Here is a 25,339-nt window from a genome sequence, read left to right as displayed (position 1 = left end):
GTTGGCAGTTGCGGTTACTTACCTCAATGTAAGTTAATCAAGCCTTCAAATCCAGCCCGCGAGTTCCTGCCGCACCAGGGCTTCCAGCATGGCCATCCCGGCAGCGCTGTCATTGAGGCATGCCAGCGCAGCATAGCGCTCGCCGCCCGCCCCCACGAACTCGTCCTTGCCCTCCATGGCGATCTCTTCCAGCGTCTCCAGGCAATCGGCTGAGAAGCCCGGCATGGCCACCGCCATGCGCTTCGTCCCGGCCTCGGCCTCGGCAATGATGGTGTCGTCGGTCGCCGGCTCCAGCCATTGCGCCCGGCCGAAGCGCGACTGGAACGTCGCCGTGACCCGCAGTTTTGACCATCGTTCCGACTGCGCCAGCCGTTCGCGCAACAAACGTGCGGTCTTCATGCAGTGGCAGTGGTACGGATCGCCCAGCTCCAGCGTGCGCAAGGGCATGCCGTGGAAGCTGAGCAGCAGGACCTCAGGTTCGAAATCAAGCGCGTCCAGTTGCCGCAAGGTGTCCGCTTCCAGTGCATCAAGATAGGCCGGATGGTCGTGATAGGCGGGCAGAATCCGCAGCGCTGGCTGCCAGCGCATGTCCTTCAGCGCATCAGCGGCCTTGTCGACCGCCGTTGCCGTCGTCGCACCGGAATATTGCGGATAGAGCGGTGCGAACAGGATCCGTTCGCAGCCTGCCTTCATCATGGCATCGAGCCGGTCGGGAATCGAGGGTTCGCCATAGCGCATCGCCCAGTCGACATGCATGCCGTCGCCTAGCTGTGCCGACAGCGCCTCGGCCTGCCGCCGGGTGATGACCGCCAGCGGCGAGCCTTCGTCCATCCACACCTTCTGGTAGGCGCGCGCGCTCTTCTGGGGACGTGTGTTGAGGATGATCCCGCGCAGGATCAGCTGCCATACGAGCGGCGGGATCTCCACTACCCGCCGGTCCGACAGGAATTCCTTGAGGTAGCGCCGGACCGACTTGGTATCGGGCGCATCGGGCGTGCCGAGATTGACCAGCAACACGCCGACCTTGCCGCTTTGGACAGGCGGGTGATCGCTGGGAAGAGATGAGGTTTGCCAGGTCATAGCAGCCTTAATGCACGAAACACTTGGCGGTGCCCTAGAGCCCGCCGGACAGCAAAGGAAGGTTGCGCAGCCGCAGCCCGGTCGCAGAGAACAGCGCATTGGCGATAGCCGGCGCGACCACGGCAACGCCCAGTTCCCCGGGATCGAAGGCCGGAGCATCGCTGGACACGAATTCGATCTCCATTTCCGGGCAGCCTGCCAGCAAAGGGAGGTTCAGATCTGACAAGCGCCCGCCTACCGGCAGGCCACGCTCGTAGCGATTGGTCGATCCCAATGCCAACGACAGGCCAAAAACGAGCCCGCCTTCGATTTGCTGGCGCGCGATATCGAGGTTGACGATCCGCCCAATATCAACGGCCGTGTGCAACTTCGTAACTCGAACGCCGCCTTCATCTGGCCGCGCTGTTGCAACACAAGCAATCCGACCACCATCTTCGGCCGAACCGATCCGATGGCAGGCGATTCCTTGCCCGCTACCGCTGGCCCCCCCGTTCCATTCCGCCAGTCTAGCGGCGCGCTGCAGGCATTCGACAAGGCGGATATCCTGCCCGAGCATCTCTATCCGGAACGACAGCGGCTCGCGATTATTGCGATGGGCGACTTCGTCGACGAAACTCTCAATGCAAAACGCGGTGTAGCCATGCGCCTGCCCGCGCATCTTACCCGCCGGTAATCCCGTCTCGACCGGGACATGGTCGACCACGGCATTGGGTATGGCATAGGGCGGCAATGCGCCCTCGCCGACCATCGGATCGGGCTTTCCGTTGCTGTCTTCGATCGCTGCCCAGCTAGTGCGGTTGTCGAACAGGCGCGCACCGAATTCGCGGCCCCAGGAAGCAGTGGCGAGGCGCGTGCGCAGGATGCTGATGGTGCCGTCGGGCGAAAGCTTTGCGCTGAGCCGGGCCGAGACCGGCGCGCGCGGATAGCTGGCCAGCGTTTCCTGCCAGCGCGACCACACCAGCTGGACCGGGCGGTCCACTTCGCGCGCGATCAGTGCCACTTCGATGGCGTGGGCATGCTCCAGCCGGGCATCGAAGCTGCCGCCGGCGGGCATGGGGTAAAGGATGACATCGTCCGCGCTCAGCCCGATTGCATGCGCAGCGGCGCGGCGGGCATGCTCGGGCGCCTGTGTGGCCAGCCACAGCTCCAGCCTGCCGTTGCGTAGCCACGCCGTGGCGCTTGCGGTTTCGAGCGGCTGGTGCTGGGCCGGGGCGATGTCATAGACCAGCGTCAGGTCGGGCCGCTCCATCGCGTCAGCCCCTTCGCCGCGCTGGGCAATGCGATAGCTATCGTCCTCGCGCCGCGCCTTTTCCAGCCGCGATTCGATAACCGGCGAATGGACCCGGCTGGCCGTGGTGAAACGCGGCTTCATAGCGCTGAGTGCCTGCTCCGCCGCCCACCAGTTTTCCGCCACTGCGGCGAGCCAGCGCTTGCCTTCGATCACGCCGACCACGCCGCCAACAGTTTGCGCGGCCGCAGCGTCGAAACTCGCCAGCCGCGACTGATCCAAGGCCCCGTGACGGATCGATGCGAACACCATACCCGGCAGCCTGATGTCACCGGCAAACAGATGCGTGCCATCGACTTTCGAAGGCAAGTCGAGCCTCGGATAGGAAGTGGCTGGATCCGATTGCCCGGCGAAGGGCTCTTCGAAAGCGGCTTCCACCCTTAGCGGCGCGGGATCGGGCGGCTCAAGCTCGGCGGCCTCCATTGCCAACTCGCCAAACCGCAACCGCTTGTCACCGTGCACTACGAAGCCTGCCTGGGTTTCACATTCTTCCCAGGCTACGTCCCATCGGCCGGCAGCGGCCTGGCACAGCATCGCCCGCGCCGAGGCTGCAGCCTCGCGGCAGGGCTGTTCGTAGGCAGCCAGCGATTGGCCGTCGGACGTAACCATGAAACGACTGGACTGGGCGAAGCGCCGAGCGACGAAATCGTCAGGTCCAACCTCCACGAAATTCGGCAACCTTGCGGGCATCCATAGCGGGGCCCATTTGGCCGCCAGCGGGACATTCGCATAGGCCCCGCTGACCGGCGCGGGTTGCACTGCGACCTGCCTCCAGTCGGCTCCCAGTTCGACCGCAACGATCTGTGGCAGCAGGGTGGAGATGCCCTGCCCCATTTCCAGCTGCGGCACCGCCACTGTCACGATCCCGTCGAGGCCAATCTTGATCCACGCATCGAAGGCAGCCTCACCTTCGGCGGGCTCCAACGGAGAAGCATAGTCCCTTGGCCAAAGCGACCAGGCCACCAGCAAGCCTCCCCCGACTGCTGCCCCGGCGAGCAATCCGCGGCGGCTGACCAGCACCATCAGCTGCGCTGTTCCTGATCAAGCCAGTCCGACACTTTTCGCGCCACGGTGGCAAAGGCCTGTCCCGCCGATCCATCCTCGGCGGCGGGCGGCGTGCCCGCATCGCTGGCAGTGCGTATTTCCATGGTCAGCGGGATACGCCCCAGGAACGGCAAATCCAGCCGCTCGGCAATGCTTTCCACACCGCCTTGCCCGAATGGGTCGGAGAATTCGCCGCAGTGCGGACACTGGTACCCGGCCATGTTTTCAACCAGCCCGATCACCGGCACCCCGGTAGTTTCGAACAACTGCCCGGCCCGTGCGGCGTCGATCAGCGCGAGGTCCTGGGGAGTGGAAACAATCACTGCACCGTCGGGCTTGTGTTTTTGGACCATCGTCAACTGCACGTCACCCGTTCCCGGCGGCAAATCGAGCAGGATTGTGTCCGCCGCACCCCAGTCGGCTTCGATCAACTGCGACAAGGCACCAGCAGCCATCGGTCCGCGCCACGCCAGCGCCTTGCCGGGTGCCACCAGATGCCCCATCGACAACATCGGGATGTCTAGTGTCCCGAGGACGGGCTGCAACTTGTCGTCGATTGCTTCGGGCTTGGCATTCTTGCTCGCCAGCAAAGTGGGCTGCGAGGGACCGTAAATATCGGCATCGACCACACCCACGGCATGACCGATCCGCTTGAGGGCAACCGCGAGATTGGCGGTCAGGGTGGACTTGCCGACCCCGCCCTTGCCCGACCCGACCGCGATGAAGCGCCGCGCGACCTTGTCGGCCATGATCGCCACCCGCGCTTCGCTCACTCCGGGCTGGCTTTCCAGCACGTCTTTGGCCGCCTGTTGCAGGTCCGCGCGCTGTCGACCAGTCAGCCCGGTGCCATCTAGCACTGCTGTCACCACGCTTTCGCCGGCTTTGAGCGAGCCGAGCCGATCGGCAATTGTCGTGGGCAAGGCTGCCCGCAGAACCATCTCATCCATCACGGGGGCGTCACTAGCAGCAAATTTGCAGCGGCAACCCCTGTTTTTCTGGTCCGGGGTACCTATACAGGTTGGCATGGAGAGTTTTGACAGCATCCGGGAACGGATCGGATTGGCCATGGCCGGCAAGAGCCCGTGGGGCGGAAACGGCGGCGGCAAATCCGACGATGGCAACAGTGACGATGGTGACAAGGGTTCGCCGGGCAACTCTGACGGGCCGCGCAACCCCTGGTTGCCGCCGGGCTCCGGCGGTGACGAACCCCGCCGTTCGGCCAATATCGAAGACATTTTCAAAGGCCGCGGCCCGGGCGGTCCACGTCGTGGCGGCGGTGGTGGCGGAAGTTTTCGCATGCCGCAGCGCCCCGGCGGCAAGAGCTGGTTTCCCGTCATCTTCGGTGGCTTGATCGCAATAGGCCTGTTGGCGACATCGGTGCATCAGATCGGCCCAAAGGAGCAGGCAGTCGTCAAGACGCTCGGCAAATACTCACGCACGCTCGACCCGGGCTTGCAATGGACCCTGCCGTTCCCGCTTCAGACCGTCGATATCGAGGACGTGCAGGGTGTGCGCGCTGTCCAGATTCCGGGCGGCTCGCAGCAACAGAAGCTGATCCTGACCCAGGACCAGAACCTGGTCGACTTGAGCTACATTATCCGTTGGAATATCAAAGACCTGCGCGACTTCAATTTCGAGCTCGTCGAACCGGTCGAAACAGTGAACGAAGCGGCCGAGGCAGCCATGCGCGCGGCAGTGGCCGAGAAGGAGCTCGATGAGACCTTCTCAGGCGAAGGCCGTGCTACGATCGAGCAGGATGTTCGCCAGCGCATGCAACGCACGCTCGATTCCTACAATGCCGGAGTCAATGTCCTGGGCGTCGAAATCGAAAAAGCCGATCCACCTTCGGACGTGGTGGATGCCTTCCGCAACGTCCAGGTGGCCGAGCAGAACGCTGACGCAGCGCGCAACCAGGCGCGTGGCTATGCCCAGCAAGTACTCGCCACCGCAGAAGGTGAAGCCGAGGCTTTCGACAAGGTCTACGAACAGTATCGCCTCGCCCCCGAAGTGACCCGCCAGCGTCTCTATTACGAGACCATGGAGCGTGTGCTCAGCGGCACTGACAAGACCATCGTCGAACCACGCGGGGTTACCCCATACCTGCCTTTACCCGAGGTTCGGCGGAGAGCGCAGCAAGTCCCGCCACCGGCAGCAACCGCAACAGGAGGGCAGTGATCATGCAGGATCTCTGGGACAATCACAAAGGTTCCATCATTGCCGTTGCGCTTGCCGTTGTGGGTTTCTTCGCGAGTGCCTTCGTGGTGCCCGAAGAAGAGCAGGCAGTGATCATCCGAACGGGTGAACCGGTGCGAACGCTGAACACTCCGCAAGGCAGCTACAAGGCTGGCCTGCATTTCCGCATTCCCGTTTTCGAACAAGTCGTGCGCATCGAGAAGCGCTTGCTCGATCTGGAAATGACAGATGAGGAAGTGCTGTCGAACGACCAGCAGCGCCTGTTGGTCAACGCCTATGCCCGTTTCCAGATCGTCGATCCGGTGCGGATGGTGCGAGCCGCCAGCTCGACCGACGGGGTGCGCACTGCTTTGCAGCCGATTCTCAACTCCGTGCTGCGACAGGAACTGGGACGCCGGACTTTCCAGGCCATGCTGACCGCCGAGCGCGGTTCTGCTCTGGCCAATGTCCGGGCAAACCTCGATCGTCAGGCCCGCCAGTATGGTGCGCGAGTCGTCGATGTGCAGATCAAGCGCACCGACCTGCCGGATGCCCCGCTGCAGTCGGCCTTCCGCCGGATGGAATCGGATCGTGAACGAGAAGCGCGAGCCATCCGGGCCCAAGGCGCGCGTGATGCCGTCGTGATTCGCGCAGAGGCCGACGCAGAGGCTGCGCGCATTTATGCAGAGAGCTTCGGTAAGGACCCCAGCTTTTACGACTTCTACCGCGCCATGCAGAGCTATGATACTACATTCGCTCCGGCGGCAGAGGGGCAGAACAAGGGTGAGAGCTCCATCATTCTGTCACCCGACAATGAATACCTGCGCCAATTCCGGGGCCGTTGACGAAGGGCTGAAACCGCTCGACGAACGGCTTCGATTACAGATGTCGTTAAAGGTCCGTTCAGTGGCGAAACGCTGAATCGCGGAGTGGACCGCATGAAACCGGACTCGCATTGAATGCGTATCTGGTGGCAAGATTGAGAAGAGGAACGAAAGAAGGTGAAACCCGTGCGATATGCATATGGCCTGAGCACAGCGCTGCTTCTGGGTGGCGCTACGGTATCGCTGGTGACCGGTCACCCCGCCGGGGCCCAGGTTGCTCAGAATGACGACCGCGCCATGACCAGCATCGTTCCCCGCGCCGGCGCGCCGGAGAGCTTTGCCGACCTGACCGACCAGCTCGCCCCCGCTGTGGTGAACATCTCCACCCGCCAGCGGGTTGAAGTGCAAAGCCGCAACCCGTTCCAGGGCACGCCCTTTGCCGATCTGTTCAACCAGCGTCGCGGCCAGCCGGCTCAGCCGCAAACGCGCGAGGCGCAGTCGCTCGGCTCAGGCTTCTTCATTTCGTCGGATGGCTATGTGGTGACCAACAACCACGTCGTCAGCCCTACCGGGCGCGGCACAGTGGAAGAAATTACCGTAACGCTGCCCGACGGGACCGAGTACGAAGCGGAGCTGGTTGGCGCCGATGCGCAATCCGACCTTGCCGTACTCAAGGTCAACCGACCGCAGCCGTTTCCTTTCGTGAAATTCGGCGATTCGACCAAGACCCGCGCCGGCGACTGGGTCATTGCCATTGGCAACCCTTTCGGTCTTGGCGGGACGGTCACCAGCGGGATCGTTTCAGCGCAGCTGCGCAACACCGGTGGTGGCGCCTACGACCGCTACATCCAGACTGATGCCAGCATCAACCGTGGTAACTCGGGCGGTCCGCTGTTCGACATGCAGGGCAATGTCATCGGTATCAACAACGCCATCTTCTCACCGTCGGGCGGCAGCGTAGGTATCGGTTTTGCTATTCCCGCCGACATTGCTGCACCGATTGTAGACCAGCTGCGCAGCGGTGCCACGATCGAGCGCGGTTATCTGGGCGTGCAGATCCAGCCGGTGACGGAAGATGTCGCCGCTTCGCTAGGCCTGCCCAAGAACCGCGGCGAGTTCGTGCAGACAGTTGTCGATGGCGAAGCCGCTTCGAAGGCCGGTATCAGGCCGGGCGACATTGTCACCAAGATCAATGGCAAGGACGTCACTCCAGACCAGACGCTGTCATTCCTTATCGCCAACATCTCGCCGGGAACAACTGTACCCGTCGAAGTCTATCGCGACGGTAGCCGCCGCACATTGAATGTGACGGTTGGCAAACGGCCAAGCGAAGAGGAGATCCGCCAGTCACAAGTCTTCTCCGATAACGAGGCGGAAGACGAGAATGGGTCGGGCGATGTCAGCGACAGCGAAGTTATCGCGGACAAGCTCGGCCTTGGCGTGTTGCCAGTGACACCCGAGATCGCGCGCCAGCTCGGCGCAGACGCCGGCCAGAAGGGCCTCGCCATTGCAGTGGTGAACCCGAATTCGGATGCTGCCCGCAAAGGCCTGCAGCGGCGCGACATCATCGTTGGCGCGAATTACAAACCGGTCGGCTCCGTTGCCGAACTGGAAGCGGTCATCGCAGAAGCCGAACAGGCCGGTCGCGATGCAGTGCTGCTGACGGTCGAACGTCGGGGAACGCAGTTCTTCCGCGCCGTCCGCATCCAGGAGTAGGCCTGCCCCAACCGGCTTCAGTCAAGATCACGAATACCCCCGCCGGAGCGAAACCGGCGGGGGTTTTCATTTGTCCGTCGTTATTGCTGGTTCGGTGTTGGCGGCCGGGGAGCCGGTGAAGGTTGCCTCGGCTGAGGCTCGGTTCCGCCAGTCGCCCGGTCGAGGAAATCGTCGCTCGCCGCCTGTGGTGCGCCATCGGCCGCCGGTTCGGGCGGGCGTCTCGGACGATCCACTTCACCCGGTTGATTCTCACCTTCGATCGGGAAATTGCCGCGCGGACCCTCGATCCGACCTGGTTCGATCAGGTTCCCCTGTTCGTCGATATAGTAGTAGTCTTCCGGATCGCCGAAATAGAACTCGTCGTCGGGCTCGAGCTGCCACTCCGGCAATTGCAGGTCGGTATCGAACTTCTCCGGTGGGCGATCCTTGACCGCATACCGCATGAAGGCCGCGAATGCCTGCGCCGGAGCGCGTCCGCCTTGCAGGCCCGGGACTGCCTTGTTGTCGTCGCGCCCCATCCACACGCCGGTGGTGATCCCGCTCGAAAAACCGACGAAATAGCCATCCTTGTTGGAGCTGGTGGTACCAGTCTTGCCGGCCACCGGACGCCCGATCTGCGCCGCGCGGCCCGTGCCTGTCTGGACTGCAGCCTGGAGAAGGTCGGTCATCCCAGCCGCAACATAATCGGGCACGAGCTTCACTTCGCGCGCTTTCTCATGCTGGTAGATCGTCTCACCATCCGCGGTGGTGACCTTGACGATACCGTAGGGCTCTATGCTCGTCCCCTTTGCCGAGACCGCAGCAAATGCACGCGTCATGTCGATCAGCCGCACTTCGCTGGACCCCAGCACCATGGCCGGAAAGGTCGAGACTTCGGTCGTAATGCCGAACCGACGCGCCATCGACGCAACAGTGCCGAAGCCGACCTCATGGCCCAGCTGGGCGGCAACGGTATTTTTCGAATAGGCAAATGCACTGCGCAAATCCATCTCGCCGGCATAGCCGCCACCGGAATTGCGCGGGCTCCAGCCGTCAATGGTGACAGGGGTATCGACGACGCGATCCTCTGGCGTGTAGCCTTTCTCTAACGCGGCGAGATAGACGAACAGCTTCCATGACGAGCCGGGCTGGCGCATCGCCGTGGTCGCCCGGTTGAAACTGGTCTCGACATAGTCCTTGCCACCGACCAGCGCTAGCACGGCCCCATCACGATCGAGGCTGACCAGCGCGCCTTGCGCACCAGCGGGCGAATTTGCTTCGATTGCCGTCTGCGCCGCACGTTGCATGCCGACATCGATCGTGGTCCAAACCGTAATCGGCTCGAAAGTCTCGGGCAGCAGGATATCGAGCTGCGGCAGCGCCCAGTCAGTGAAATAGCGAACCGAGTTCTGACCCGCTTCGGGCTTGAGCTTCACCGCATCGATATCGACCGAGGCCTGGTCGGCGCTGATCCGCCCCTGCTCGCGCATCAACCGTAACACCACCTTGGCACGATCTACCGCCGCATCGACATCGGCGGTCGGCGAGTAGCGGCTGGGTGCCTTGACCAGCCCGGCAATGATTGCCGCTTCAGCGGTCGACAGCTCGGTCCCGGGATGGCTGAAGAACTTCCGGCTGGCGCTGTCGATACCGTAGGCACCACCACCGAAATAGACTTTGTTGAGATAGAGCTCGAGGATCTGTTCTTTCGAGAACTTGGTCTCGAGTGCCAGCGCCAGCACCCCTTCGCGCAATTTCCGATCGAGCGTTCGGTTGGAGTTGAGGAAGACATTGCGGGCCAGCTGCTGGGTGATGGTCGACGTTGCCGAGATCCGCCCGTCACCTGTCGCCGCTTCGTAGAGCGCACGCGCGAGCCCGTAAGGGTCCACGCCAAAGTGCGAATAATAGCGGCGATCCTCGACCGATATCATCGCATCCTTCATCACTTGCGGGATATCTTCATGCGAGATCCATTGGCCAAAGCTGGGCCCAAGCTCGAGGATCTCCGTCCCGTCACGCGCGCGCACCACGATGGTCTGCGCGTTCTGTGTCGCTTTCAGCTGGTTGAAGCTCGGCAGTGAACGCGCGGCAAACATGACTGCAAGTCCGAGGAACAGCGCCCCCAGCAGTGCCAGCGCACCGCCCCAGAAGACGGCGCGCTTCAGCCACAACCGCAGGCGGCTTGGCGGATTGGCCGCAGCTTTCTTCCTTGCTTGTTCCGCTGCCTTCCGGCGGCTGCCACGCTTGGCCATTACAGTCGAGCTATCCCGTCATGCCGTGCACCGCGCGGGCACACCTCTCCATCTGGCCTGTAGCATAGGCCAAGCATAACCCGCCGTGAACGGGTTATTCGGTCTTGTCGCCAGCTTCGAAGTCGAGTGCTGCGCTGTTGATGCAATAGCGCATGCCACCCTGGTCCGGCGGACCATCCGGAAAGACATGGCCCAAGTGCCCGTCGCAATTGGCGCAGGTCACTTCGGTACGGATCATCCCATGCGACGTGTCGCGGTGTTCAGCCACTGCCTCGCCTTCGCTGGGCTTGGTGAACGCCGGCCAGCCGCAGCCGCTGTTGTATTTGGCGGCGCTTTCGAACAGCTTGGCCCCGCAGCCCGCACAGTAATATTCGCCGTCTTCGTAGAACTTGTCGTACGCACCGGTGAATGCACGCTCAGTCCCTTTCTCGCGCAGGATATGAAACTGTTCCGGCGACAGCTTTTCGCGCCACTCTTGCTCAGTGGTGGACTTCGGATCGGTCATGCGAGATCTCCTTCGACGGAGATATGGTGCGCCCTGCGCCAATGCTCAAGCACTGCGAACCCTCATCCTACTGCGGCTAGGCGCTAAAGCGCCAAGCGTCCGTATCCTTCTCCCAATGGGAGAAGGAAGACGCAGCTTGCGCGCGTAGCGCGTTAGCGAAGCTTGGATCAGGGTGAGCTGCTACCCATCCAGCATGGCATAGTGCTTGGGCGGCTGGATCACTTCCATCCGCTCTGTCAGGAGCGGGCCGAAGCTCGGACGGCTCTTGAACACGGCATACCATTCGCGGGTCTGTTCGTGCCCGTCCCAGTCGATGCCGCCGAGATAGTCAGCGACGGAAATCTGCGCAGCGGCGGCGAGGTCGGCCAGGCTCATCTGCGGCCCTGCCAGCCACGGGCGCGTGTCGATCAGGTAATCGATATAGTCGAGATGTCCATGCGCCAGCTTCATGGCTTCGCGCAGCATCCGGCTGTCGGGCGGCTGGCGCAGGATAAGGCGTTTCTTCATCCGCTCGTGCAGTAGCGGAAGCGTGACATCGTTGAAGAAGTTCTCGTCGAACAGTGCCACTAATCGGCGGATTTCAGCGCGATTGGTGGCGGTGCCATTGATCATCGGCGACTTGTCGACTGTTTCCTCGAAATACTCGCAGATCGCCCGGCTGTCAGCCAGGCTGATCCTGCGGTCGGGGTCATGCAGCACCGGGGTACGCCCGGCCGGGTTCATGGCCCAGAATTCATCGTCGGCATCCCATGGGTCTGCGCGCCAAAGCTCGTAGCCCACGCCCTTTTCGCTCATCAGCAAGCGGACCTTGCGGCTGAAGGGACAGAGGGGGAATTGATAGAGGCGCCACATACTGTGTTTTCCAATGCAGCAATCGAGGATTCGGGACAATATTGGCAGCGCGGTTATCCGACGCTGCGGCTCAAATTCCCGACGCTTCGAGCAGCAGCAGGCATCCGGGCATGACATCATCGATGTTGCCTTCATCCCAAAGCTTTTGTGCTTCGGCCGAAAGGGCCGCGCTGATCTGGTCACGGTTCAGCCCGGCCTGGTCCATCACCTGCGCGCTGGCGCGGACGAAGAACTCCTTGCCGCGTTCGCCAACAGCTGGCCATGCCAGTGCCTCCGCATTGCCGTTGGCCTGCCCTTCGGCGACGATGGCGAATGCGGCGGCACAGCGCAGGCTGGTGCGTTGCTCGAGGCTTAATTCAGGCGTCGGGGGCAGGGCCGGCTGCAAGGCCAGCGCAAGTGCGCCCATGAAAATCGAAGTAGACATGATGGCCCCGTATAACCGCCCAGCTGAATGAATGCTGCCCCTTTACTGTCATTGACGCGAAGCCCAAGTGGGTCAGCAACGAATCCCTGTGCGAGAGGCCCCCAAACATGAGTGACTACCCTGCGCTGCACCTGCTGATCGGCGGCGAAGCTATTTCCTCCGACCGTGAGATGATCGAGGTACTCGACCCTTCGACTGGAGAGGCTATCGCATCTTTGCCCAGCGCAACAGCGGGTGATCTCGATACCGCGCTCGAACACGCCAGGACAGGCTTTGCCAAGTGGCGCGCCACGTCGGCCGATGAGCGCGAAGCGATACTGCGCAAAGCGGCGGGATTGATCCGCGAGCGCTCGCAACAGATTGGCGCAGCCATCACCCGCGAACAGGGCAAGCCGGTGAAGGAAGCGATCGGCGAGACGGTTTATTGCGCCATGCTGCTCGAATTCTACGCCGGCGAATGCAAGCGGCTCTATGGCAAGACCCTGGTTCGCCCGGACGGGCAGCGGGTCGAGGTCCGGCACGAGCCGGTCGGCCCGGTGGCGGGCTTCAGCGCGTGGAATTTCCCCGCGCTCAACGTGATGCGCAAGATCGGCGGGCCACTGGCGGCGGGCTGTTCCGTCATCGTCAAGCCGAGCGAAGAGACGCCAGCCGGCGGCCTCGCGTTGGTGCAGGCCCTTCATGACGCAGGCGTACCTGGCGATGTCTGCCAGGCTGTGTTTGGTGTTCCGTCAGATATAAGCGAGCACCTGCTCGGTTCGCCCGTCATCCGCAAGATGACCTTCACCGGCTCGACAGCGGTGGGCAAGCACCTTGCTGCGCTCGCGGCGCAGAACCTGCAGCGCACGACGCTGGAGCTGGGCGGGCACGGCCCGGTGCTGGTGTTCAACGATGCCGATATCGACAAGGCGCTCGACACCATGGCCGGCAACAAGTTCCGCAATGCCGGGCAGGTCTGCGTCAGCCCTACCCGCTTCCTGGTGGAGGAAGACGTGTTCGAGCGTTTCCGCGACGGCTTCGTCGAGCGGGCCAAGGCGGTGAAGGTCGGCAATGGCATGGAAGCCGACACTCAGATGGGTCCGATGGCCAATGCCCGCGGTCCCGATGGGCTGCAGGCCAAGATTGCCGATGCTCGCGAGCACGGGGCAAAGGTTCTCGCGGGCGGAGAGCGGATCGGCAACCAGGGCTTTTTCCACCAGCCAACGGTGCTGAGCGAAGTGCCGATCGATGCCGCGATCATGAACGAGGAGCCATTCGGACCCGTCGCCATCATCAACCCGATGCCGGGCTATGATGCCATGATCGAGGAAGCCAACCGCTTGCCCTACGGCCTTGCCGCCTATGCCTGGACGCAGGACAGCAAGCGCCGGATGCGGCTGGCGAGCGAGATCGAAGCCGGGATGATCGCGATCAACGGCGGCACAGTGAGCGCCGCAGATGCCCCCTTCGGCGGGGTCAAATGGTCAGGCTATGGCCTCGAGGATGGCGCCGATGGCGTCACCGCTTGTATGGTCAGCAAGACCGTCCACGAAACCGCTTGAGTCGGCGAACCGTAAGCTACACATACAATTCGCGGCAGATCGGCTAGGAAGCCGCAAACGAATCGATAGGGAGAGCTATCCATGAAGACCCGCGCCGCCGTCGCCTTCGAAGCCAAGAAGCCGCTTGAGATCGTCGAGCTGGACCTGGAAGGGCCGAAAGCCGGCGAAGTGCTGGTCGAGATCATGGCGACCGGCATCTGCCACACCGATGCCTACACGCTCGACGGACTCGACAGCGAAGGTATCTTTCCGTCGATCCTCGGCCATGAAGGCTGCGGCGTGGTGCGCGAAGTCGGTGCGGGCGTTACCAGCGTAAAGCCGGGTGACCACGTGATCCCGCTCTACACGCCCGAATGTCGCCAGTGCAAAATGTGCCTCAGCGGCAAGACAAACCTGTGCAGCGCGATCCGTGCCACTCAGGGTCAGGGCCTGATGCCCGACGGCACGTCGCGCTTCAGCTACAAGGGCGAGACGATCTACCACTACATGGGTTGCTCGACCTTCTCGAACTTCACCGTGTTGCCTGAAATCGCCGTCGCCAAGATCCGCGAAGACGCGCCGTTCGACACCACTTGCTATGTCGGATGCGGTGTCACCACAGGGGTGGGCGCAGTGACCAATACGGCCAAGGTGCAGCCGGGCGACAACGTGGTGGTGTTCGGGCTCGGCGGGATCGGGCTCAACGTGATCCAGGGGGCCAAGCTGGCCGGTGCCGACCGCATCGTTGGGGTTGATATCAACCCTTCCAAGGAAGAGTGGGGCCGCAAGTTCGGCATGACCGATTTCGTCAATCCGAAAGAGGTCGGCAATGTCGTCGAAACGCTGGTGAACATGCTCGATGGCGGCGCGGATTACAGCTTCGACTGCACCGGCAACACCGACGTCATGCGCGATGCGCTGGAGTGCTGCCACAAGGGCTGGGGTACTTCGATCATCATCGGCGTGGCCGAGGCCGGCAAGGAAATCGCCACCCGCCCATTCCAGCTCGTGACGGGACGCAACTGGCGCGGCACAGCGTTTGGTGGGGCCAAGGGCCGCACCGACGTGCCCAAGATCGTCGACTGGTACATGAACGGCAAGATCGCCATCGACCCGATGATCACCCACCGGTTGAGCCTTGAGGAAATCAACAAGGGCTTCGACCTGATGCACGCGGGCGAGAGCATCCGTGCCGTGGTAGTCTATTGATGGGTGCTGGCGCGCCCCAGAAAGTGGTTCTGGCCGAAAAGTTCGCGGCATTTAGCGAGCAATGGTCTCCCAAGATCGTTGCCCGGTTCAACAATAGCGAAGTGCGCCTGTGCAAGCTCGAAGGCGAGTTCCACTGGCACCAGCATGACAATACCGACGAGATGTTCCTTGTCATCGAAGGCACGCTGGATATCGACTTCGAAGACCGGACTGAAAGCCTTGTTGCCGGCGAGATGATAGTAGTTCCGCGTGGCACGCAGCACCGACCCCGCGCAACCAGCGGCGAAGCCAAGGTCTTCGTCATGGATGCTGAAGGCACGCCCAATACCGGAGATGAAGCAACGGCCACCGAGGCGGTCGAAATCTAGGAGAGAGAAGAGCATGTTCAATCACACCTTCCTGGGCACCAACGACATCGAGAAGTCGCGCCAATTCTATAACGCGACCATGGGTGCCCTGGGCCACCAGGGTGCGCCACTGCCGCATGGCACGGTCTATCCGAGCGCTGCCGGCTCGCTGATCGTGGCAACGCCTGCCAACGGCGAGGCAGCAACTGTCTCCAACGGACATACGCTGGGCCTCAAGGCTGCCGATGCGGCAGCGGTCGATGCCTGGCATGCTGCCGGTCTTGCCAATGGTGGCAGCGACGAAGGCGGGCCGGGGAAGCGGCCCAATGCGCCGGGCAATGCTTATGGTGCCTATTTGCGAGATCCCGACGGGAACAAGCTGTGCGCTTTTTGCCAGCTCCCCGAAGGCGAATAAGGAGAGGACGACGATGTACAGTCACATGATGGTAGGCTCGAACGATATCGAGCGCTCGAAGACATTCTACGACGCCACCTTCAAGGCGATGGGCGGCAATGAAGGCATGCTCGATCCCAAGGGGCGGCTTGTCTACATGCACAATGGCGGCGTGTTCCTCGTCACCCCGCCGATTGATGGCCAGCCGGCCACCCACGGCAATGGTTGCACCATCGGTTTTGCCATGAGCCCGGAACAGGCCGACGCCTGGCACGCCGCCGGCGTTGCCAATGGCGGCACGGCGATCGAAGACCCGCCGGGCGTGCGCGAGAACGGCGACATGAAGCTCTATCTCGCCTATCTGCGCGATCCGGACGGCAACAAGCTCTGCGCCCTTCACCGGATGTGAGCATGACCATGCGCGGCGAGGATGGCCTCATGGCGGACCTCGCCGCGCATGGTATCTCTTTCGAAACGCACGAGCACCAGGCGGTCTTCACCGTCGAGGAAAGTGCCGGGGTCAGGGCCGCCATTCCCGGCGAGCACACCAAGAACCTGTTCCTGAAAGACGCCGGTGGAGCGTTCTGGCTGGTCACGGTACCGGCCGATATCCGCGTCGACCTGAAACGCCTGCCCGAAGTGATCGGCTGCAAACGCGTGAGTTTCGGCAAGGCCGAGGAGATGGTGCAGCTGATCGGTATCCAGCCCGGCTCGGTCACTCCACTGGCGATGATCAACGCCCAGCCCGGCACCATTGCTGTGGTTATCGACAAGAGCCTGGCGGAAGCCGACCGCATGAATGTCCACCCGCTGCGCAACACCGTGACCACCGGCCTGTCCGGCGCGGATGTGTTGCGGCTGCTGGAACATTGGGGGCATGAACCACTGGTGGCCGAGATACCGACCAAGGAAGACCAATGACCATCGAAACCATCAGCACCAACCGCGCTTTCGGCGGCACGCAGGGCGTCTATTCGCACCAGTCGAGCGAAACCGGGACGGAGATGACATTCTCCGTCTACGTCCCGCCGCATCACGAAGGCGCGAAGCTGCCGGTGCTGTGGTATCTCTCGGGCCTCACTTGCACCCACGCCAATGTCACGGAGAAAGGCGAGTTTCGCGCTGCCTGCGCCGAGCATGGCATCGTGTTCGTCGCTCCTGACACTTCGCCCCGCGGAGACGACGTGCCCGACGCGGCTGACGAATATGACTTCGGCAAGGGCGCTGGCTTCTATGTCGATGCGACCGAGGAGCCATGGTCAGCGCACTACCGCATGCGCAGCTATATCGAGCGCGAACTGCCCGAAGTTATCGCCGCCAATTTCCCGGTCGATGTGGCGCGCCAGTCGATCACCGGCCACTCAATGGGCGGCCACGGCGCGCTGACCATCGCGCTGCGCACCCCCGACCGCTTCCGCTCGGTCAGCGCCTTCAGCCCGATCGTCGCGCCGAGCCAGGTGCCGTGGGGCGAGAAAGCATTGGGCCGCTATCTCGGGGACGACCGCGCGGCATGGCGCGACTATGACGCCGTCGCCCTGATCGAAGACGGCGCGCAGCTCGATCACCTGCTGGTCGACCAGGGCACCGCCGACAGTTTCCTCGACGAACAGCTGCGCACCGGCCTACTGTCGATGGCCTGCGCCAAGGCCGGGATGGAACCGACGATCCGGCTGCAGGAGGGCTATGACCACTCCTACTACTTCATCTCGACCTTCATGGCCGAGCATGTGAAGTGGCATGCGGAAAGGCTGGGGTGAGCCGCAACCCACCCCGAACCTTCATGATTACATCCCGTCCACACTCTTGCTGACGAGGATATTCACCGCCACGCGGCGGTTTTGCTGCTTGCCCCATTCGGTGGTGTTGTCCGCAGCCGGATCGGCTTCGGCCATGCCGGTCGGGGTCAGCATGCGCCACGGCTTCCAGCCGCACTGCTGCTGCAGGTAATTGACCACCCGCGCGGCGCGCTTCTCGCTCAACACCTGGTTGATCTCGTAAGTGCCGGTAGAATCGGTGTAGCCGACCACCAGCAGCAGGGCGTTGTCCATCGCATCAGCCTGCGCCGCGGCCGAGCACAGTTCGGCCTGCGCATTGCCGGAGAGGTTGTACTTGCCGGTGTCGAAATAGACGTTGGTGGTGCCCTTGATGTTGTACTTGTCGATATCGGCGACCCGGCCGCGCAGGGCTTCGGTTGCCTGCTCGTTGGCAGTAAAACGCTGGTCAGTCCCGGCCTGGATCATCTGCGCGGTTTCGAGGTCATTGTTGCTGACCCGGACACGGCTGGCGATAAGGCCCTGGCCCCACTGCACGGTCTCGATCGTCACCGGCAGGCCGTTGAGCAGCGCGCTTGGACCGAGGCTGGTGCGGCTAAGCCCCAGGAACCCGCCCTTGGCGCGGATTTCCGTGCCCTGGCTGATGAAGACGATGGTCTTGCTGCCGCCAACAGTGGTGACCTGCATTTTCTCGCCATCGCGGGCGGAGATCATGCCTTCGATATCAGGACCTTTGGCAAGGCCTTCCAGATCGGCCGGAACCATCCCGCTGACAGTCAGCGAGCCGTCGGCGTTCATCGTCGCATCCTCGTCCACAGGCAGTTCCTGCCCCTGGGCGGAAGCAATTGTTGGGATCGCCAGCGACAGCGCGGCGATGGCGGTAAGGGCGCGCGGGCCCTGTGTCATAATACGCATTGGTGTACTCCTTCGACCTCAATCAACCGGAACCGCTTCCACGCGACCCTAACTCTGGGTCGCCCCCAAGGTAAAGCGCGCCCGGCTGCCAATGCCCCCGAAATTCCCCCGCACGCAGATGTGCGGAAACTCACGCTGCGCCTGTTCAGATGCGCCTTGCCCGCAGATGAACGCGACCCGTGGCAGGGGTCAGGACAGGGGCAGCGCGGGCCTTCCTTGCGATGAGCCGTGGCCCGGAGCTTTGCCCGATTTTACGATTCTGCAGGCCCGGGGTCATCCGGCAGGCCCGCAAGAATCAGCCCTTGCTGACCTCGAACAGGGCGTATTCCGCGCGCCAGTTGGAGCCGCCGGGAGCAATCTCGCGTTCGCGGGTGAAGAACCAGCGGTTCTCGATCGCGATGCCGAGGCTGGCAGCCAGTTCCTCAAAATCCTTGACTGTCACATGGTGGATATTGGCGGTCTCGTACCAGCTGACCGGCAAGTGCCGCGTCACTGGCATGCGGCCCTTGCTGACCAGCGCCCAGCGCATCCGCCAGTATGCGAAATTGGGGAAGCTGACGAAGGCGCGGCGGCCGACACGCAGCAGCTCGGCCAGCATATGGTCAGGCCGCGCGGCGGTCTGCAGCGTCTGGCTGAGGATGGCATAGTCGAAAGCGCCATCTGGATAGAAGGCGAGGTCGCGGTCGGCATCGCCCTGCACCACGCTGAGGCCGCGCGCCACGCATTCGGCGACCAGCCCGCCATCGATTTCGATCCCCCGCGCATCGACCTGCTTGCTGTCACGCAGCGCCGCCATCAGCGCGCCGTCGCCGCACCCGATATCGAGCGCGCGACTGCCCGGCTCGATCCGCTCGAGGATGGTGGCAAGGTCGGGGCGCAAGGTCACGGAGGGTTCAGCCATCGAGGAACCCCTTCACCACCCGGTCTAGCGCGGGCACTTCGAGCAGGAAGCTGTCATGCCCGAACGGCGCGGAAAGCTCGACGAAGCTGACCGGTGCGCCCGCGGCATTGAGCGCGTGGACGACATGGCGGCTTTCCGCCGTGGGATAGAGCCAGTCGCTGTCGAAGCTGACAAGGCAGAACCGGGCCGACGAGCTCGCGAAGGCATCGGCCAGTGTCCCGCCATGCTCTTCAGCCAAGTCGAAATAGTCCATCGCGCGGGTGATATAGAGGTAGCTGTTGGCGTCGAAGCGGCGGGTGAAGCCGCTGCCCTGGTAACGCAGGTAGCTTTCGACCTGGAAATCGGCGTCGAAGCCGAAGGTCTTTTCGCCGGGCCTTCCGTCTTCTTTGGCCTGCAAGCGGCGCCCGAACTTCTCCGTCAGCCCCTCTTCGCTGAGATAGGTGATATGCGCCGCCATCCGCGCCACCGCGAGCCCGGCATCGGGCGCGGTGTCTTCGCCATAGTAGTCGCCGTCACACCAGGCCGGATCGGCCATGATCGCCTGCCGCCCGACTTCATGGAACGCGATGTTCTGCGCCGAATGCCGCGCGGTGGTGGCAATGGCGAGCACGCGCGCGGCGCGATCGGGGAAATTGGCGGCAAGGCTCAAGGCCTGCATCCCGCCCATCGAGCCGCCTACGACGGCATGCAGCTGCGCAATCTCCAGCGCATCGAGCAGGCCGACAGCTGCGCGCACCATGTCGCGGATGGTGATGACGGGGAAACGCATGGCATAGGGCGCGCCATCGCTCGCAAGGCTCTGCGGACCGGTAGAGCCCAGGCAGCTGCCGATCACATTGGCGCAGATGACATGGTAGCGATCGGTATCGATCGGCTTGCCCGGACCCACCATCCGTTCCCACCAGCCGGGCTTGCCGGTGATGGGGTGGGTGCTGGCGACATACTGGTCACCCGTCAGCGCATGGCAGATCAGGATGGCGTTGGAGCGGTCTGCGGCCAGTTCGCCATAGGTCTCATAGGCGATCTCCACGCGCTCGAGCACCTGCCCGCTGTCGAGCGGCAGGGGTTCGGGAAGTGTCAGTGTGGTATGCGGATTGGACACGGATGGGATTGCCACGACAGGGACAGGGAAAGAATTTCCTTCCCTTAACCGCTGCCCTCGCGCTTGTCGAAGGGCCGTATTTCTTTAAGGGCCGAAAGCCGCAATGTCACAACGCCCCACCATCAAGCCCTGGATCGAAGCGATCCATGCCTATGTCCCCGGCAAATCCACCGGGGCCGGGGGGCGTGCGCTGGTCAAGCTGTCGGCCAATGAGAACCCGCTCGGGTGTTCGCCCAGAGCGCTCGAGGCACTCAGCGCCAATGCCGGGCCCGAGCGCTATCCAGACCCGGATTCGGCAAAGTTGCGGGCGAAGCTGGCCGAGCTCCACGGTCTCGATGCGGCCCGGATCGTCTGCGGCACCGGTTCGGACGAACTGCTCAACCTCGCCGTGCAGGCCTTTGCCGGGCCGGGCGACGAAGTGCTGTTCAGCCGCTACAGCTTTGCAGTCTACGATATCGCTACCCGCCGCTGCGGGGCGACCCCGGTGGAAGCACCCGATGCCGACTACGCCACCGATGTCGATGCGCTGCTGGCGGCGGTGACGGACAGGACCCGCGTGGTCTTCGTCGCGAATCCCAACAACCCGACCGGCAGCTTCCTAACGCGCGCTGACATCGCTCGCCTGCATGCCGGGCTGCCACGCGATGTGCTGTTCGTGCTCGACCAGGCCTATGCCGAATACCTCGCTCCCGGCGAGGACGATGGCGGGTTCGACCTCGCTGCGTCGCACGAAAACGTGCTGGTGACCCGCACCTTCTCCAAGGCCTATGGCCTTGCCGGCGAACGGATCGGCTGGGCCACCGGAGCGCCGCATCTCATCGACGCGCTCAATCGCATCCGTGGGCCTTTCAATGTCACCAACGCCGGGCAGGCGACCACCGTGGCGGCGCTGGACGACCAGGATTTCATTACTACCACCCGCGAGCACAATGCCCGCGAACTGGCGCGCTTCACCGATGCCATGGCCGCGCTCGGCAACCACGGCATCCGCCCGATGCCGAGCAAGGCCAACTTCGTGCTGGTGCTGTTCGAAGGCGCGCTTACCGCCGAGGCTGCACTCGCAGCGATCGGCGAGGCAGGATACGCCGTGCGCCACCTGCCCGGGCAGGGTCTGCCGCAGGCCTTGCGCATCACCATCGGCACCGCGGCCGACATGGACGCCATCACTGCCGCCATCGCTGCAGCAGCGGAGGCAGCGCAATGAGCGGTTCTGGGAGCTTCCAGCGGGTTGCCATTATCGGCCTCGGCCTGCTCGGCGGTTCGCTAGGCCTCGCGCTGCGAGAACACCTGCCCGCCGTCGCGACCACCGGATACGATCGCGATCCCGCCACCCGCCAGCGCGCCGCCGAGCGCGGGCTGGTCGGGGCCGTCTGCGAAACCGCCGCCGAAGCTGTCGCCGAGGCCGACCTCGTCGTGCTGTGCGTACCCGTTGGGGCGATGGCCGAGGCCGCGCGCGATATCGCCCACGCCCTGCCCGCCGGCGCGATCATCAGCGATGTCGGCTCATCCAAGCGCTCAGTGCAGAAGGCGCTTGCCGAAGCGCTGCCGGATCACATTTGCATTCCCGCCCACCCTGTCGCCGGGACCGAGCAAAGCGGGCCGGAGGCCGGTTTCGCTTCCCTGTTCGAAGGGCGCTGGTGCATCCTAACCCCGCCCGAAGGCGCACCTGCAGAGGCGACTGACCGGCTTTCCTCGCTGTGGCAAACGCTCGGCGCCAAGGTCGAGATCATGGATGCCGACCACCACGACCTCGTGCTTGCGGTCACCAGCCATATCCCGCACCTGATCGCCTACACCATCGTCGGCACGGCCTCCGACATGGAAGACGTCACCCGCAGCGAAGTGATCAAGTACTCCGCCGGCGGCTTCCGCGATTTCACCCGCATCGCCGCCAGCGACCCGGTGATGTGGCGCGATGTCTTCCTCAACAATCGCGATGCCGTGCTGGAGATGCTGGGCCGCTTCACCGAGGACCTGACCGCCCTCCAGCGCGCGATCCGGTCAGGCGATGGTGAGACGCTGCACGACCTGTTCAGCCGCACCCGCGCCATTCGCCGCTCGATCATCGACGAAGGCCAGGACGACGCAAGCCCCGACTTCGGCCGCGATCACTAGCCGTTGAGCGCATTGATTGCGGCGAGCGTACGCGCTTCCACCTCTTCGCGTGGCAATCCCGGCGGGATCGGCTCGCCAAATCGATAGGTAATGGTGCCCGGTTTCTTGAGACGGCGATGATAGAGCGGCCCGCTGTCGACCGCGACCGGCACGACCGGCAGCTTCACCATCTTGTAGATACCTGAAAAGCCCGACTGGAGCTGCCGCTGTTCACCGTGCGAGACGCGCGTTCCTTCAGGGAAAATCACCAGCGGACGCCCCTCGTCGGCCTTTTGCCGGGCCTCGCGCATGATCTGCATCAATGCCCTGGCCCCGGCGCTACGATCGACCGGCACCAGTCCATATTTGCCCGCAAGATATCCCCACACCGGGATGCGGAAGAGCTCTTTCTTCGCAAACACCACCGGGAAGGAGAACATCTGCGGCGCATCGAGCGCTTCGAAGAAGCTCTCGTGCTTGATGGCATAGAGTGCCGGTTGATCGATCGGGCCGCCTTCCATCTTGATCTCGATGTGCAGGAACAGGTGCATGCAATCGCGATGATAGCCGCCCCAGCCCTTGACCACGCGGCGAAACAGCTTGCGGTCGGCGAGGAAAGCCAACAGCGCGATGATGACGTAGAAAGTGCTGCCGATGTAGTAGGCGGCATAGAAGCAGAGGTTGCGCAATACCAGCATGGCTCTGGCTCAGATCGGCAATGCGCCGGAGAGCCAGCTCGCCAGCAGCTTGTTGTATTCAAGGAACAGCGTGAAGAGCGAAGGCTCGGTCGCCACGGCATCTTCGACAATACGGATATTGGTCGGCAGCTGGCGGCGCAGCTCGCTTGAAGCACGCCGCATATGCCAGTCCGACGTGACCAGCCGCAACGACTTGATCTTGTTACGAGCAACCCAGTCAGCCGTTTCCGCTGCATTGCCACGAGTGTCCAGTGCTTCGAAGCCCAGCGCCACGCAGCACTGCATGCGCTCCATCGAGACTTCGAACTCGGCGGCAAATTCGGCTGGCCGAACATCCGTATCGACGCCAGTGACGAGCATTAGGCGCGCCTTCTTCTCGTCCAGGATCTCCAACCCGTGGGGAATGCGACCTGCCCCTCCTGTCGGTACGATCACCGCGTCGGTGTCACCTTGTGCCACAGGTACCGGCAGCGACACGGCAAACCACATGAAGCCAAGCGCCCATGCCACAAACACCAAAAGGAAGCCGCGCCAGATCACAACATCTTCCGCAAGGCCGCAACGACCGTCAGCCGGGCTGTGACCATCGCCAGCGCGACAGTGATTACGGGAACTGCAGCAATGGCTACCCAGTCCAGCCAGCCGAGACCGCCTCCCCCGACCATACCGCTGTCGAGCGCAGCGAACTGCCGGCCGAGGAAGAGTACCGCCGCCATGCCGAGTACCAACCCGGCAGTGCCGCCAATGGTCGCATCGACCCCGACCGTCCGCTGGAAGACGCGTGCAATCTGAGTATCCGTCCCGCCCAGCAGGTGGACGATCTCGATCGTTTCGCGATTTGCACCCAACGCACTGCGCGCGGCCAGGAAAACCGCCGCAAGGCTGGTCCCTGCCAACAGAACAACCAGCGCAATCGCGAGATATTGGAGCGAAGTGATGGCGGAGAAGACCGGCCTGAGCCAAGTCGACTGGGCATCGATCCTCGCATCCGGGGCAACCTGCAGGATCGCCGCACGCATGCGCCGCAACTTGTCCGGTGTCGCCTCTTCGCGCAAGCGGACGTCGATCAGCGCCGGGATCGGCACAGATTCCTCATCGACCCCTGCACCGAGCCATGGCTCGAGCAGGCTTTCGAGTTCGCTTTCGGGGACTTGCCGGACCGTCGCTACTTCCGGGAAATTCGCCAGCATCTGTTCCACGCGTTCTGCCTGGCGCATCCGCTCGGTCGGATCGGCCTGCACGACCTGCACTGTGGCCCCGCCTGACAGTTCGGCCCGGGCACCGTCTGCGAGATTGCTCAAGGCAAGCCCTGCCGCCGTCGCGATAACTGTCAGCGCGACCATGATCGCGATCACCCACGGAACTGGCCCGGCCAGGCTACCTTGTGGCAGCAACTGATTGGCCCGGTCGCCGCGAAACGGCACCAGTCCACGCCGGACCTTGCGGCGTTCGGTCGGTGGAGCGGCGGTCATCGTATCGGTGCCTCGCGGCCCGGCCGACGTGGCGGGTTGCGCAGCACACCCGTCGGGTCTGACAGGCGCCCCTTGTCGAGCCGCATGATCATCGATTGTGGCACCTTCTGCAGCAAGTGCAGATCGTGTGTGGCAACAACGACCGTGGTGCCAAGACGGTTCAGCGCTTCGAACAGGCGCAACAGCTTGACTGCCATGTCTGGATCGACGTTCCCAGTTGGCTCGTCTGCTACCAGCAAGTCCGGTCGGCCAATCACCGCCCGTGCAATGGCGACGCGCTGCTGCTCGCCGCCCGAAAGCGTCGCCGGTCGCGCTTCGGCCCGATGCGCAAGGCCGACCCATTCGAGCATGTCGGTGACAGGCTTGGTCAGCTCGGCCTCGGAAACCCCGGACACGCGCAGCGGCAGCGCGATATTGTCATAAGCCGACAGGTGAGGAACGAGCCGGAAGTCCTGGAACACGACCCCCAGTCGGCGGCGGTAGTTGGGCAAGTGCGCTCGCGGCAGGGTAATGACGTCGGTGCCGAACATGCGAATCACGCCGCGCGACGGCCGCTGGGCAAGGTAAAGCAGCTTGAGCAGTGAGGTCTTGCCGGCACCACTCGCCCCGGTGAGGAAGTAGAAACTGCCAGGCCACAATGTAAAACTGACATCGCTCAGCACTTCCTTTCCGGTGCCATAGCGCAGCCCGACATTGTCGAAGGTCACGACCTCTTCGTCACCTTCGGACATTATCGGACCTCTCGAATTTGGGGCGTGGCGGCACGGGACATGGACTTACGA

The 25,339-nt window shown here is 63.3% G+C and carries 26 protein-coding genes; 12 read left to right on the top strand and 14 right to left on the bottom strand.

The annotated features are described in order from the left end of the window. Window positions 1–45: 45 nt before the first annotated feature. Genes hemH through QPW08_RS03050 form a run of 3 tightly spaced genes read right to left on the bottom strand, consistent with a single transcriptional unit; the run spans window position 46 to window position 4,359 of the window. Window positions 46–1,080, bottom strand: a complete 1,035-nt coding sequence (hemH, locus tag QPW08_RS03060; protein WP_284124276.1) for a ferrochelatase — start codon at window positions 1,078–1,080, stop codon at window positions 46–48. A 34-nt stretch (window positions 1,081–1,114) separates the two neighbouring features. Further along, a complete protein-coding gene (locus QPW08_RS03055) occupies window positions 1,115–3,391 on the bottom strand; it encodes a xanthine dehydrogenase family protein molybdopterin-binding subunit (protein ID WP_284124275.1) in 2,277 nt (758 codons plus the stop codon). After that, complete coding sequence (locus tag QPW08_RS03050; protein ID WP_284124274.1) at window positions 3,391–4,359, bottom strand: Mrp/NBP35 family ATP-binding protein; 969 nt, start codon at window positions 4,357–4,359, stop codon at window positions 3,391–3,393. The genes QPW08_RS03055 and QPW08_RS03050 overlap by 1 nt, the downstream gene beginning before the upstream one ends. A 76-nt stretch (window positions 4,360–4,435) precedes the next feature. Between QPW08_RS03050 and hflK the strand changes: the two genes are divergently transcribed. From hflK to QPW08_RS03035, 3 genes are all read left to right on the top strand, one after another. Then, the gene (gene hflK / locus QPW08_RS03045) at window positions 4,436–5,587 is read left to right on the top strand and encodes a protease modulator HflK (protein ID WP_284124273.1); all 1,152 of its coding nucleotides are present in this window, start codon (window positions 4,436–4,438) and stop codon (window positions 5,585–5,587) included. Window positions 5,588–5,589: 2 nt separating this feature from the next. Then, entirely contained in the window at window positions 5,590–6,429 is an 840-nt protein-coding gene (gene hflC, locus QPW08_RS03040; protein WP_284124272.1) for a protease modulator HflC, read from the top strand. A 165-nt stretch (window positions 6,430–6,594) separates the two neighbouring features. Continuing rightward, window positions 6,595–8,124 carry a Do family serine endopeptidase gene (locus tag QPW08_RS03035; RefSeq protein WP_284124271.1) on the top strand — a complete coding sequence of 510 codons (1,530 nt, stop codon included), beginning with the start codon at window positions 6,595–6,597 and terminating at the stop codon, window positions 8,122–8,124. 80 nt (window positions 8,125–8,204) lie between these two features. Here the strand turns inward: QPW08_RS03035 and QPW08_RS03030 are convergent, their stop codons facing one another. From QPW08_RS03030 to QPW08_RS03015, 4 genes are all read right to left on the bottom strand, one after another. Continuing rightward, window positions 8,205–10,355, bottom strand: coding sequence for a transglycosylase domain-containing protein (locus QPW08_RS03030; RefSeq protein WP_284124270.1), 2,151 nt, complete (start codon window positions 10,353–10,355; stop codon window positions 8,205–8,207). A gap of 94 nt (window positions 10,356–10,449) precedes the next feature. Then, a complete protein-coding gene (gene msrB, locus QPW08_RS03025; RefSeq protein ID WP_284124269.1) occupies window positions 10,450–10,860 on the bottom strand; it encodes a peptide-methionine (R)-S-oxide reductase MsrB in 411 nt (136 codons plus the stop codon). 180 nt (window positions 10,861–11,040) lie between these two features. Further along, on the bottom strand, window positions 11,041–11,712 hold the full coding sequence (locus QPW08_RS03020) for a glutathione S-transferase family protein (protein WP_284124268.1): 672 nt from the start codon (window positions 11,710–11,712) through the stop codon (window positions 11,041–11,043). Between the two features lie 70 nt (window positions 11,713–11,782). Further along, the gene (locus QPW08_RS03015; RefSeq protein ID WP_284124267.1) at window positions 11,783–12,136 is read right to left on the bottom strand and encodes a hypothetical protein; all 354 of its coding nucleotides are present in this window, start codon (window positions 12,134–12,136) and stop codon (window positions 11,783–11,785) included. Between the two features lie 107 nt (window positions 12,137–12,243). On the opposite strand from QPW08_RS03015, the gene QPW08_RS03010 reads away from it, so the two are divergent. The 7 genes from QPW08_RS03010 to fghA all read left to right on the top strand — a co-directional run bounded on the left by QPW08_RS03010 (window position 12,244) and on the right by fghA (window position 17,360). Further along, complete coding sequence (locus tag QPW08_RS03010; protein ID WP_284124266.1) at window positions 12,244–13,674, top strand: NAD-dependent succinate-semialdehyde dehydrogenase; 1,431 nt, start codon at window positions 12,244–12,246, stop codon at window positions 13,672–13,674. 81 nt (window positions 13,675–13,755) lie between these two features. Further along, on the top strand, window positions 13,756–14,862 hold the full coding sequence (locus tag QPW08_RS03005) for an S-(hydroxymethyl)glutathione dehydrogenase/class III alcohol dehydrogenase (RefSeq protein WP_284124265.1): 1,107 nt from the start codon (window positions 13,756–13,758) through the stop codon (window positions 14,860–14,862). Continuing rightward, window positions 14,862–15,230: a cupin domain-containing protein gene (locus QPW08_RS03000; RefSeq protein WP_284124264.1), complete on the top strand. Its 369-nt coding sequence runs from the start codon at window positions 14,862–14,864 to the stop codon at window positions 15,228–15,230. The genes QPW08_RS03005 and QPW08_RS03000 overlap by 1 nt, the downstream gene beginning before the upstream one ends. A gap of 13 nt (window positions 15,231–15,243) precedes the next feature. Then, window positions 15,244–15,624 (top strand): VOC family protein, encoded by a 381-nt coding sequence (locus QPW08_RS02995; protein WP_284124263.1) that lies wholly within the window; start codon window positions 15,244–15,246, stop codon window positions 15,622–15,624. Window positions 15,625–15,637: 13 nt separating this feature from the next. Further along, window positions 15,638–16,012, top strand: coding sequence for a VOC family protein (locus QPW08_RS02990; protein WP_284124262.1), 375 nt, complete (start codon window positions 15,638–15,640; stop codon window positions 16,010–16,012). Window positions 16,013–16,014: 2 nt separating this feature from the next. Continuing rightward, on the top strand, window positions 16,015–16,524 hold the full coding sequence (locus QPW08_RS02985; RefSeq protein ID WP_326521296.1) for a prolyl-tRNA synthetase associated domain-containing protein: 510 nt from the start codon (window positions 16,015–16,017) through the stop codon (window positions 16,522–16,524). Further along, window positions 16,521–17,360 carry an S-formylglutathione hydrolase gene (gene fghA, locus QPW08_RS02980; protein WP_284124261.1) on the top strand — a complete coding sequence of 280 codons (840 nt, stop codon included), beginning with the start codon at window positions 16,521–16,523 and terminating at the stop codon, window positions 17,358–17,360. The genes QPW08_RS02985 and fghA overlap by 4 nt, the downstream gene beginning before the upstream one ends. Window positions 17,361–17,387: 27 nt before the next feature. On the opposite strand, the gene QPW08_RS02975 is transcribed toward fghA, so the two are convergent. The 3 genes from QPW08_RS02975 to metX form a co-directional block, all read right to left on the bottom strand. Continuing rightward, a complete protein-coding gene (locus QPW08_RS02975; protein ID WP_284124260.1) occupies window positions 17,388–18,290 on the bottom strand; it encodes an OmpA family protein in 903 nt (300 codons plus the stop codon). A gap of 295 nt (window positions 18,291–18,585) precedes the next feature. Further along, window positions 18,586–19,191 carry a methionine biosynthesis protein MetW gene (gene metW, locus QPW08_RS02970; RefSeq protein ID WP_284124259.1) on the bottom strand — a complete coding sequence of 202 codons (606 nt, stop codon included), beginning with the start codon at window positions 19,189–19,191 and terminating at the stop codon, window positions 18,586–18,588. Next, complete coding sequence (metX, locus tag QPW08_RS02965; RefSeq protein WP_284126287.1) at window positions 19,184–20,293, bottom strand: homoserine O-acetyltransferase MetX; 1,110 nt, start codon at window positions 20,291–20,293, stop codon at window positions 19,184–19,186. Before metX ends, metW begins: the two co-directional genes overlap by 8 nt. Window positions 20,294–20,396: 103 nt before the next feature. Between metX and hisC the strand changes: the two genes are divergently transcribed. Then, entirely contained in the window at window positions 20,397–21,497 is a 1,101-nt protein-coding gene (hisC, locus tag QPW08_RS02960; protein WP_284124258.1) for a histidinol-phosphate transaminase, read from the top strand. Further along, entirely contained in the window at window positions 21,494–22,408 is a 915-nt protein-coding gene (locus QPW08_RS02955; protein WP_284124257.1) for a prephenate/arogenate dehydrogenase family protein, read from the top strand. The genes hisC and QPW08_RS02955 overlap by 4 nt, the downstream gene beginning before the upstream one ends. On the opposite strand, the gene QPW08_RS02950 is transcribed toward QPW08_RS02955, so the two are convergent. The 4 genes from QPW08_RS02950 to ftsE are packed head-to-tail and all read right to left on the bottom strand — an operon-like array spanning window position 22,405 to window position 25,288. Further along, complete coding sequence (locus QPW08_RS02950; protein WP_284124256.1) at window positions 22,405–23,085, bottom strand: lysophospholipid acyltransferase family protein; 681 nt, start codon at window positions 23,083–23,085, stop codon at window positions 22,405–22,407. The two genes, QPW08_RS02955 and QPW08_RS02950, sit on opposite strands and share 4 nt — an antisense overlap. A 9-nt stretch (window positions 23,086–23,094) precedes the next feature. Next, window positions 23,095–23,625, bottom strand: coding sequence for a YdcF family protein (locus tag QPW08_RS02945; RefSeq protein ID WP_284124255.1), 531 nt, complete (start codon window positions 23,623–23,625; stop codon window positions 23,095–23,097). Beyond that, window positions 23,622–24,557 carry a cell division protein FtsX gene (locus QPW08_RS02940; RefSeq protein ID WP_284124254.1) on the bottom strand — a complete coding sequence of 312 codons (936 nt, stop codon included), beginning with the start codon at window positions 24,555–24,557 and terminating at the stop codon, window positions 23,622–23,624. The genes QPW08_RS02945 and QPW08_RS02940 overlap by 4 nt, the downstream gene beginning before the upstream one ends. Next, the gene (ftsE, locus tag QPW08_RS02935; protein ID WP_284124253.1) at window positions 24,554–25,288 is read right to left on the bottom strand and encodes a cell division ATP-binding protein FtsE; all 735 of its coding nucleotides are present in this window, start codon (window positions 25,286–25,288) and stop codon (window positions 24,554–24,556) included. Before ftsE ends, QPW08_RS02940 begins: the two co-directional genes overlap by 4 nt. Window positions 25,289–25,339: the final 51 nt, after the last annotated feature.

Source organism: Parerythrobacter aestuarii (genome assembly GCF_030140925.1).
GTDB classification, from domain to species: domain Bacteria; phylum Pseudomonadota; class Alphaproteobacteria; order Sphingomonadales; family Sphingomonadaceae; genus Parerythrobacter; species Parerythrobacter aestuarii.
This window is presented reverse-complemented; position numbering and strand designations above follow the sequence as displayed.

Excerpts from the sequence above, each read along its gene's own strand:
- QPW08_RS03030 (WP_284124270.1), bottom strand. The coding sequence starts at position 10,355 with ATGGCCAAGCGTGGCAGCCGCCGGAAGGCAGCGGAACAAGCAAGGAAG.
- QPW08_RS03010 (WP_284124266.1), top strand. The coding sequence starts at position 12,244 with ATGAGTGACTACCCTGCGCTGCACCTGCTGATCGGCGGCGAAGCTATT.
- msrB (WP_284124269.1), bottom strand. The coding sequence starts at position 10,860 with ATGACCGATCCGAAGTCCACCACTGAGCAAGAGTGGCGCGAAAAGCTG.
- QPW08_RS02990 (WP_284124262.1), top strand. The coding sequence starts at position 15,638 with ATGTACAGTCACATGATGGTAGGCTCGAACGATATCGAGCGCTCGAAG.
- QPW08_RS02975 (WP_284124260.1), bottom strand. The coding sequence starts at position 18,290 with ATGCGTATTATGACACAGGGCCCGCGCGCCCTTACCGCCATCGCCGCG.
- hflC (WP_284124272.1), top strand. The coding sequence starts at position 5,590 with ATGCAGGATCTCTGGGACAATCACAAAGGTTCCATCATTGCCGTTGCG.
- hflK (WP_284124273.1), top strand. The coding sequence starts at position 4,436 with ATGGAGAGTTTTGACAGCATCCGGGAACGGATCGGATTGGCCATGGCC.
- QPW08_RS03015 (WP_284124267.1), bottom strand. The coding sequence starts at position 12,136 with ATGTCTACTTCGATTTTCATGGGCGCACTTGCGCTGGCCTTGCAGCCG.
- metW (WP_284124259.1), bottom strand. The coding sequence starts at position 19,191 with ATGGCTGAACCCTCCGTGACCTTGCGCCCCGACCTTGCCACCATCCTC.
- QPW08_RS03005 (WP_284124265.1), top strand. The coding sequence starts at position 13,756 with ATGAAGACCCGCGCCGCCGTCGCCTTCGAAGCCAAGAAGCCGCTTGAG.
- QPW08_RS03055 (WP_284124275.1), bottom strand. The coding sequence starts at position 3,391 with ATGGTGCTGGTCAGCCGCCGCGGATTGCTCGCCGGGGCAGCAGTCGGG.
- QPW08_RS03020 (WP_284124268.1), bottom strand. The coding sequence starts at position 11,712 with ATGTGGCGCCTCTATCAATTCCCCCTCTGTCCCTTCAGCCGCAAGGTC.
- QPW08_RS02995 (WP_284124263.1), top strand. The coding sequence starts at position 15,244 with ATGTTCAATCACACCTTCCTGGGCACCAACGACATCGAGAAGTCGCGC.
- QPW08_RS02950 (WP_284124256.1), bottom strand. The coding sequence starts at position 23,085 with ATGCTGGTATTGCGCAACCTCTGCTTCTATGCCGCCTACTACATCGGC.
- QPW08_RS02955 (WP_284124257.1), top strand. The coding sequence starts at position 21,494 with ATGAGCGGTTCTGGGAGCTTCCAGCGGGTTGCCATTATCGGCCTCGGC.
- hemH (WP_284124276.1), bottom strand. The coding sequence starts at position 1,080 with ATGACCTGGCAAACCTCATCTCTTCCCAGCGATCACCCGCCTGTCCAA.
- fghA (WP_284124261.1), top strand. The coding sequence starts at position 16,521 with ATGACCATCGAAACCATCAGCACCAACCGCGCTTTCGGCGGCACGCAG.
- ftsE (WP_284124253.1), bottom strand. The coding sequence starts at position 25,288 with ATGTCCGAAGGTGACGAAGAGGTCGTGACCTTCGACAATGTCGGGCTG.
- QPW08_RS02985 (WP_326521296.1), top strand. The coding sequence starts at position 16,015 with ATGACCATGCGCGGCGAGGATGGCCTCATGGCGGACCTCGCCGCGCAT.
- QPW08_RS03000 (WP_284124264.1), top strand. The coding sequence starts at position 14,862 with ATGGGTGCTGGCGCGCCCCAGAAAGTGGTTCTGGCCGAAAAGTTCGCG.
- QPW08_RS03050 (WP_284124274.1), bottom strand. The coding sequence starts at position 4,359 with ATGGATGAGATGGTTCTGCGGGCAGCCTTGCCCACGACAATTGCCGAT.
- QPW08_RS02940 (WP_284124254.1), bottom strand. The coding sequence starts at position 24,557 with ATGACCGCCGCTCCACCGACCGAACGCCGCAAGGTCCGGCGTGGACTG.
- hisC (WP_284124258.1), top strand. The coding sequence starts at position 20,397 with ATGTCACAACGCCCCACCATCAAGCCCTGGATCGAAGCGATCCATGCC.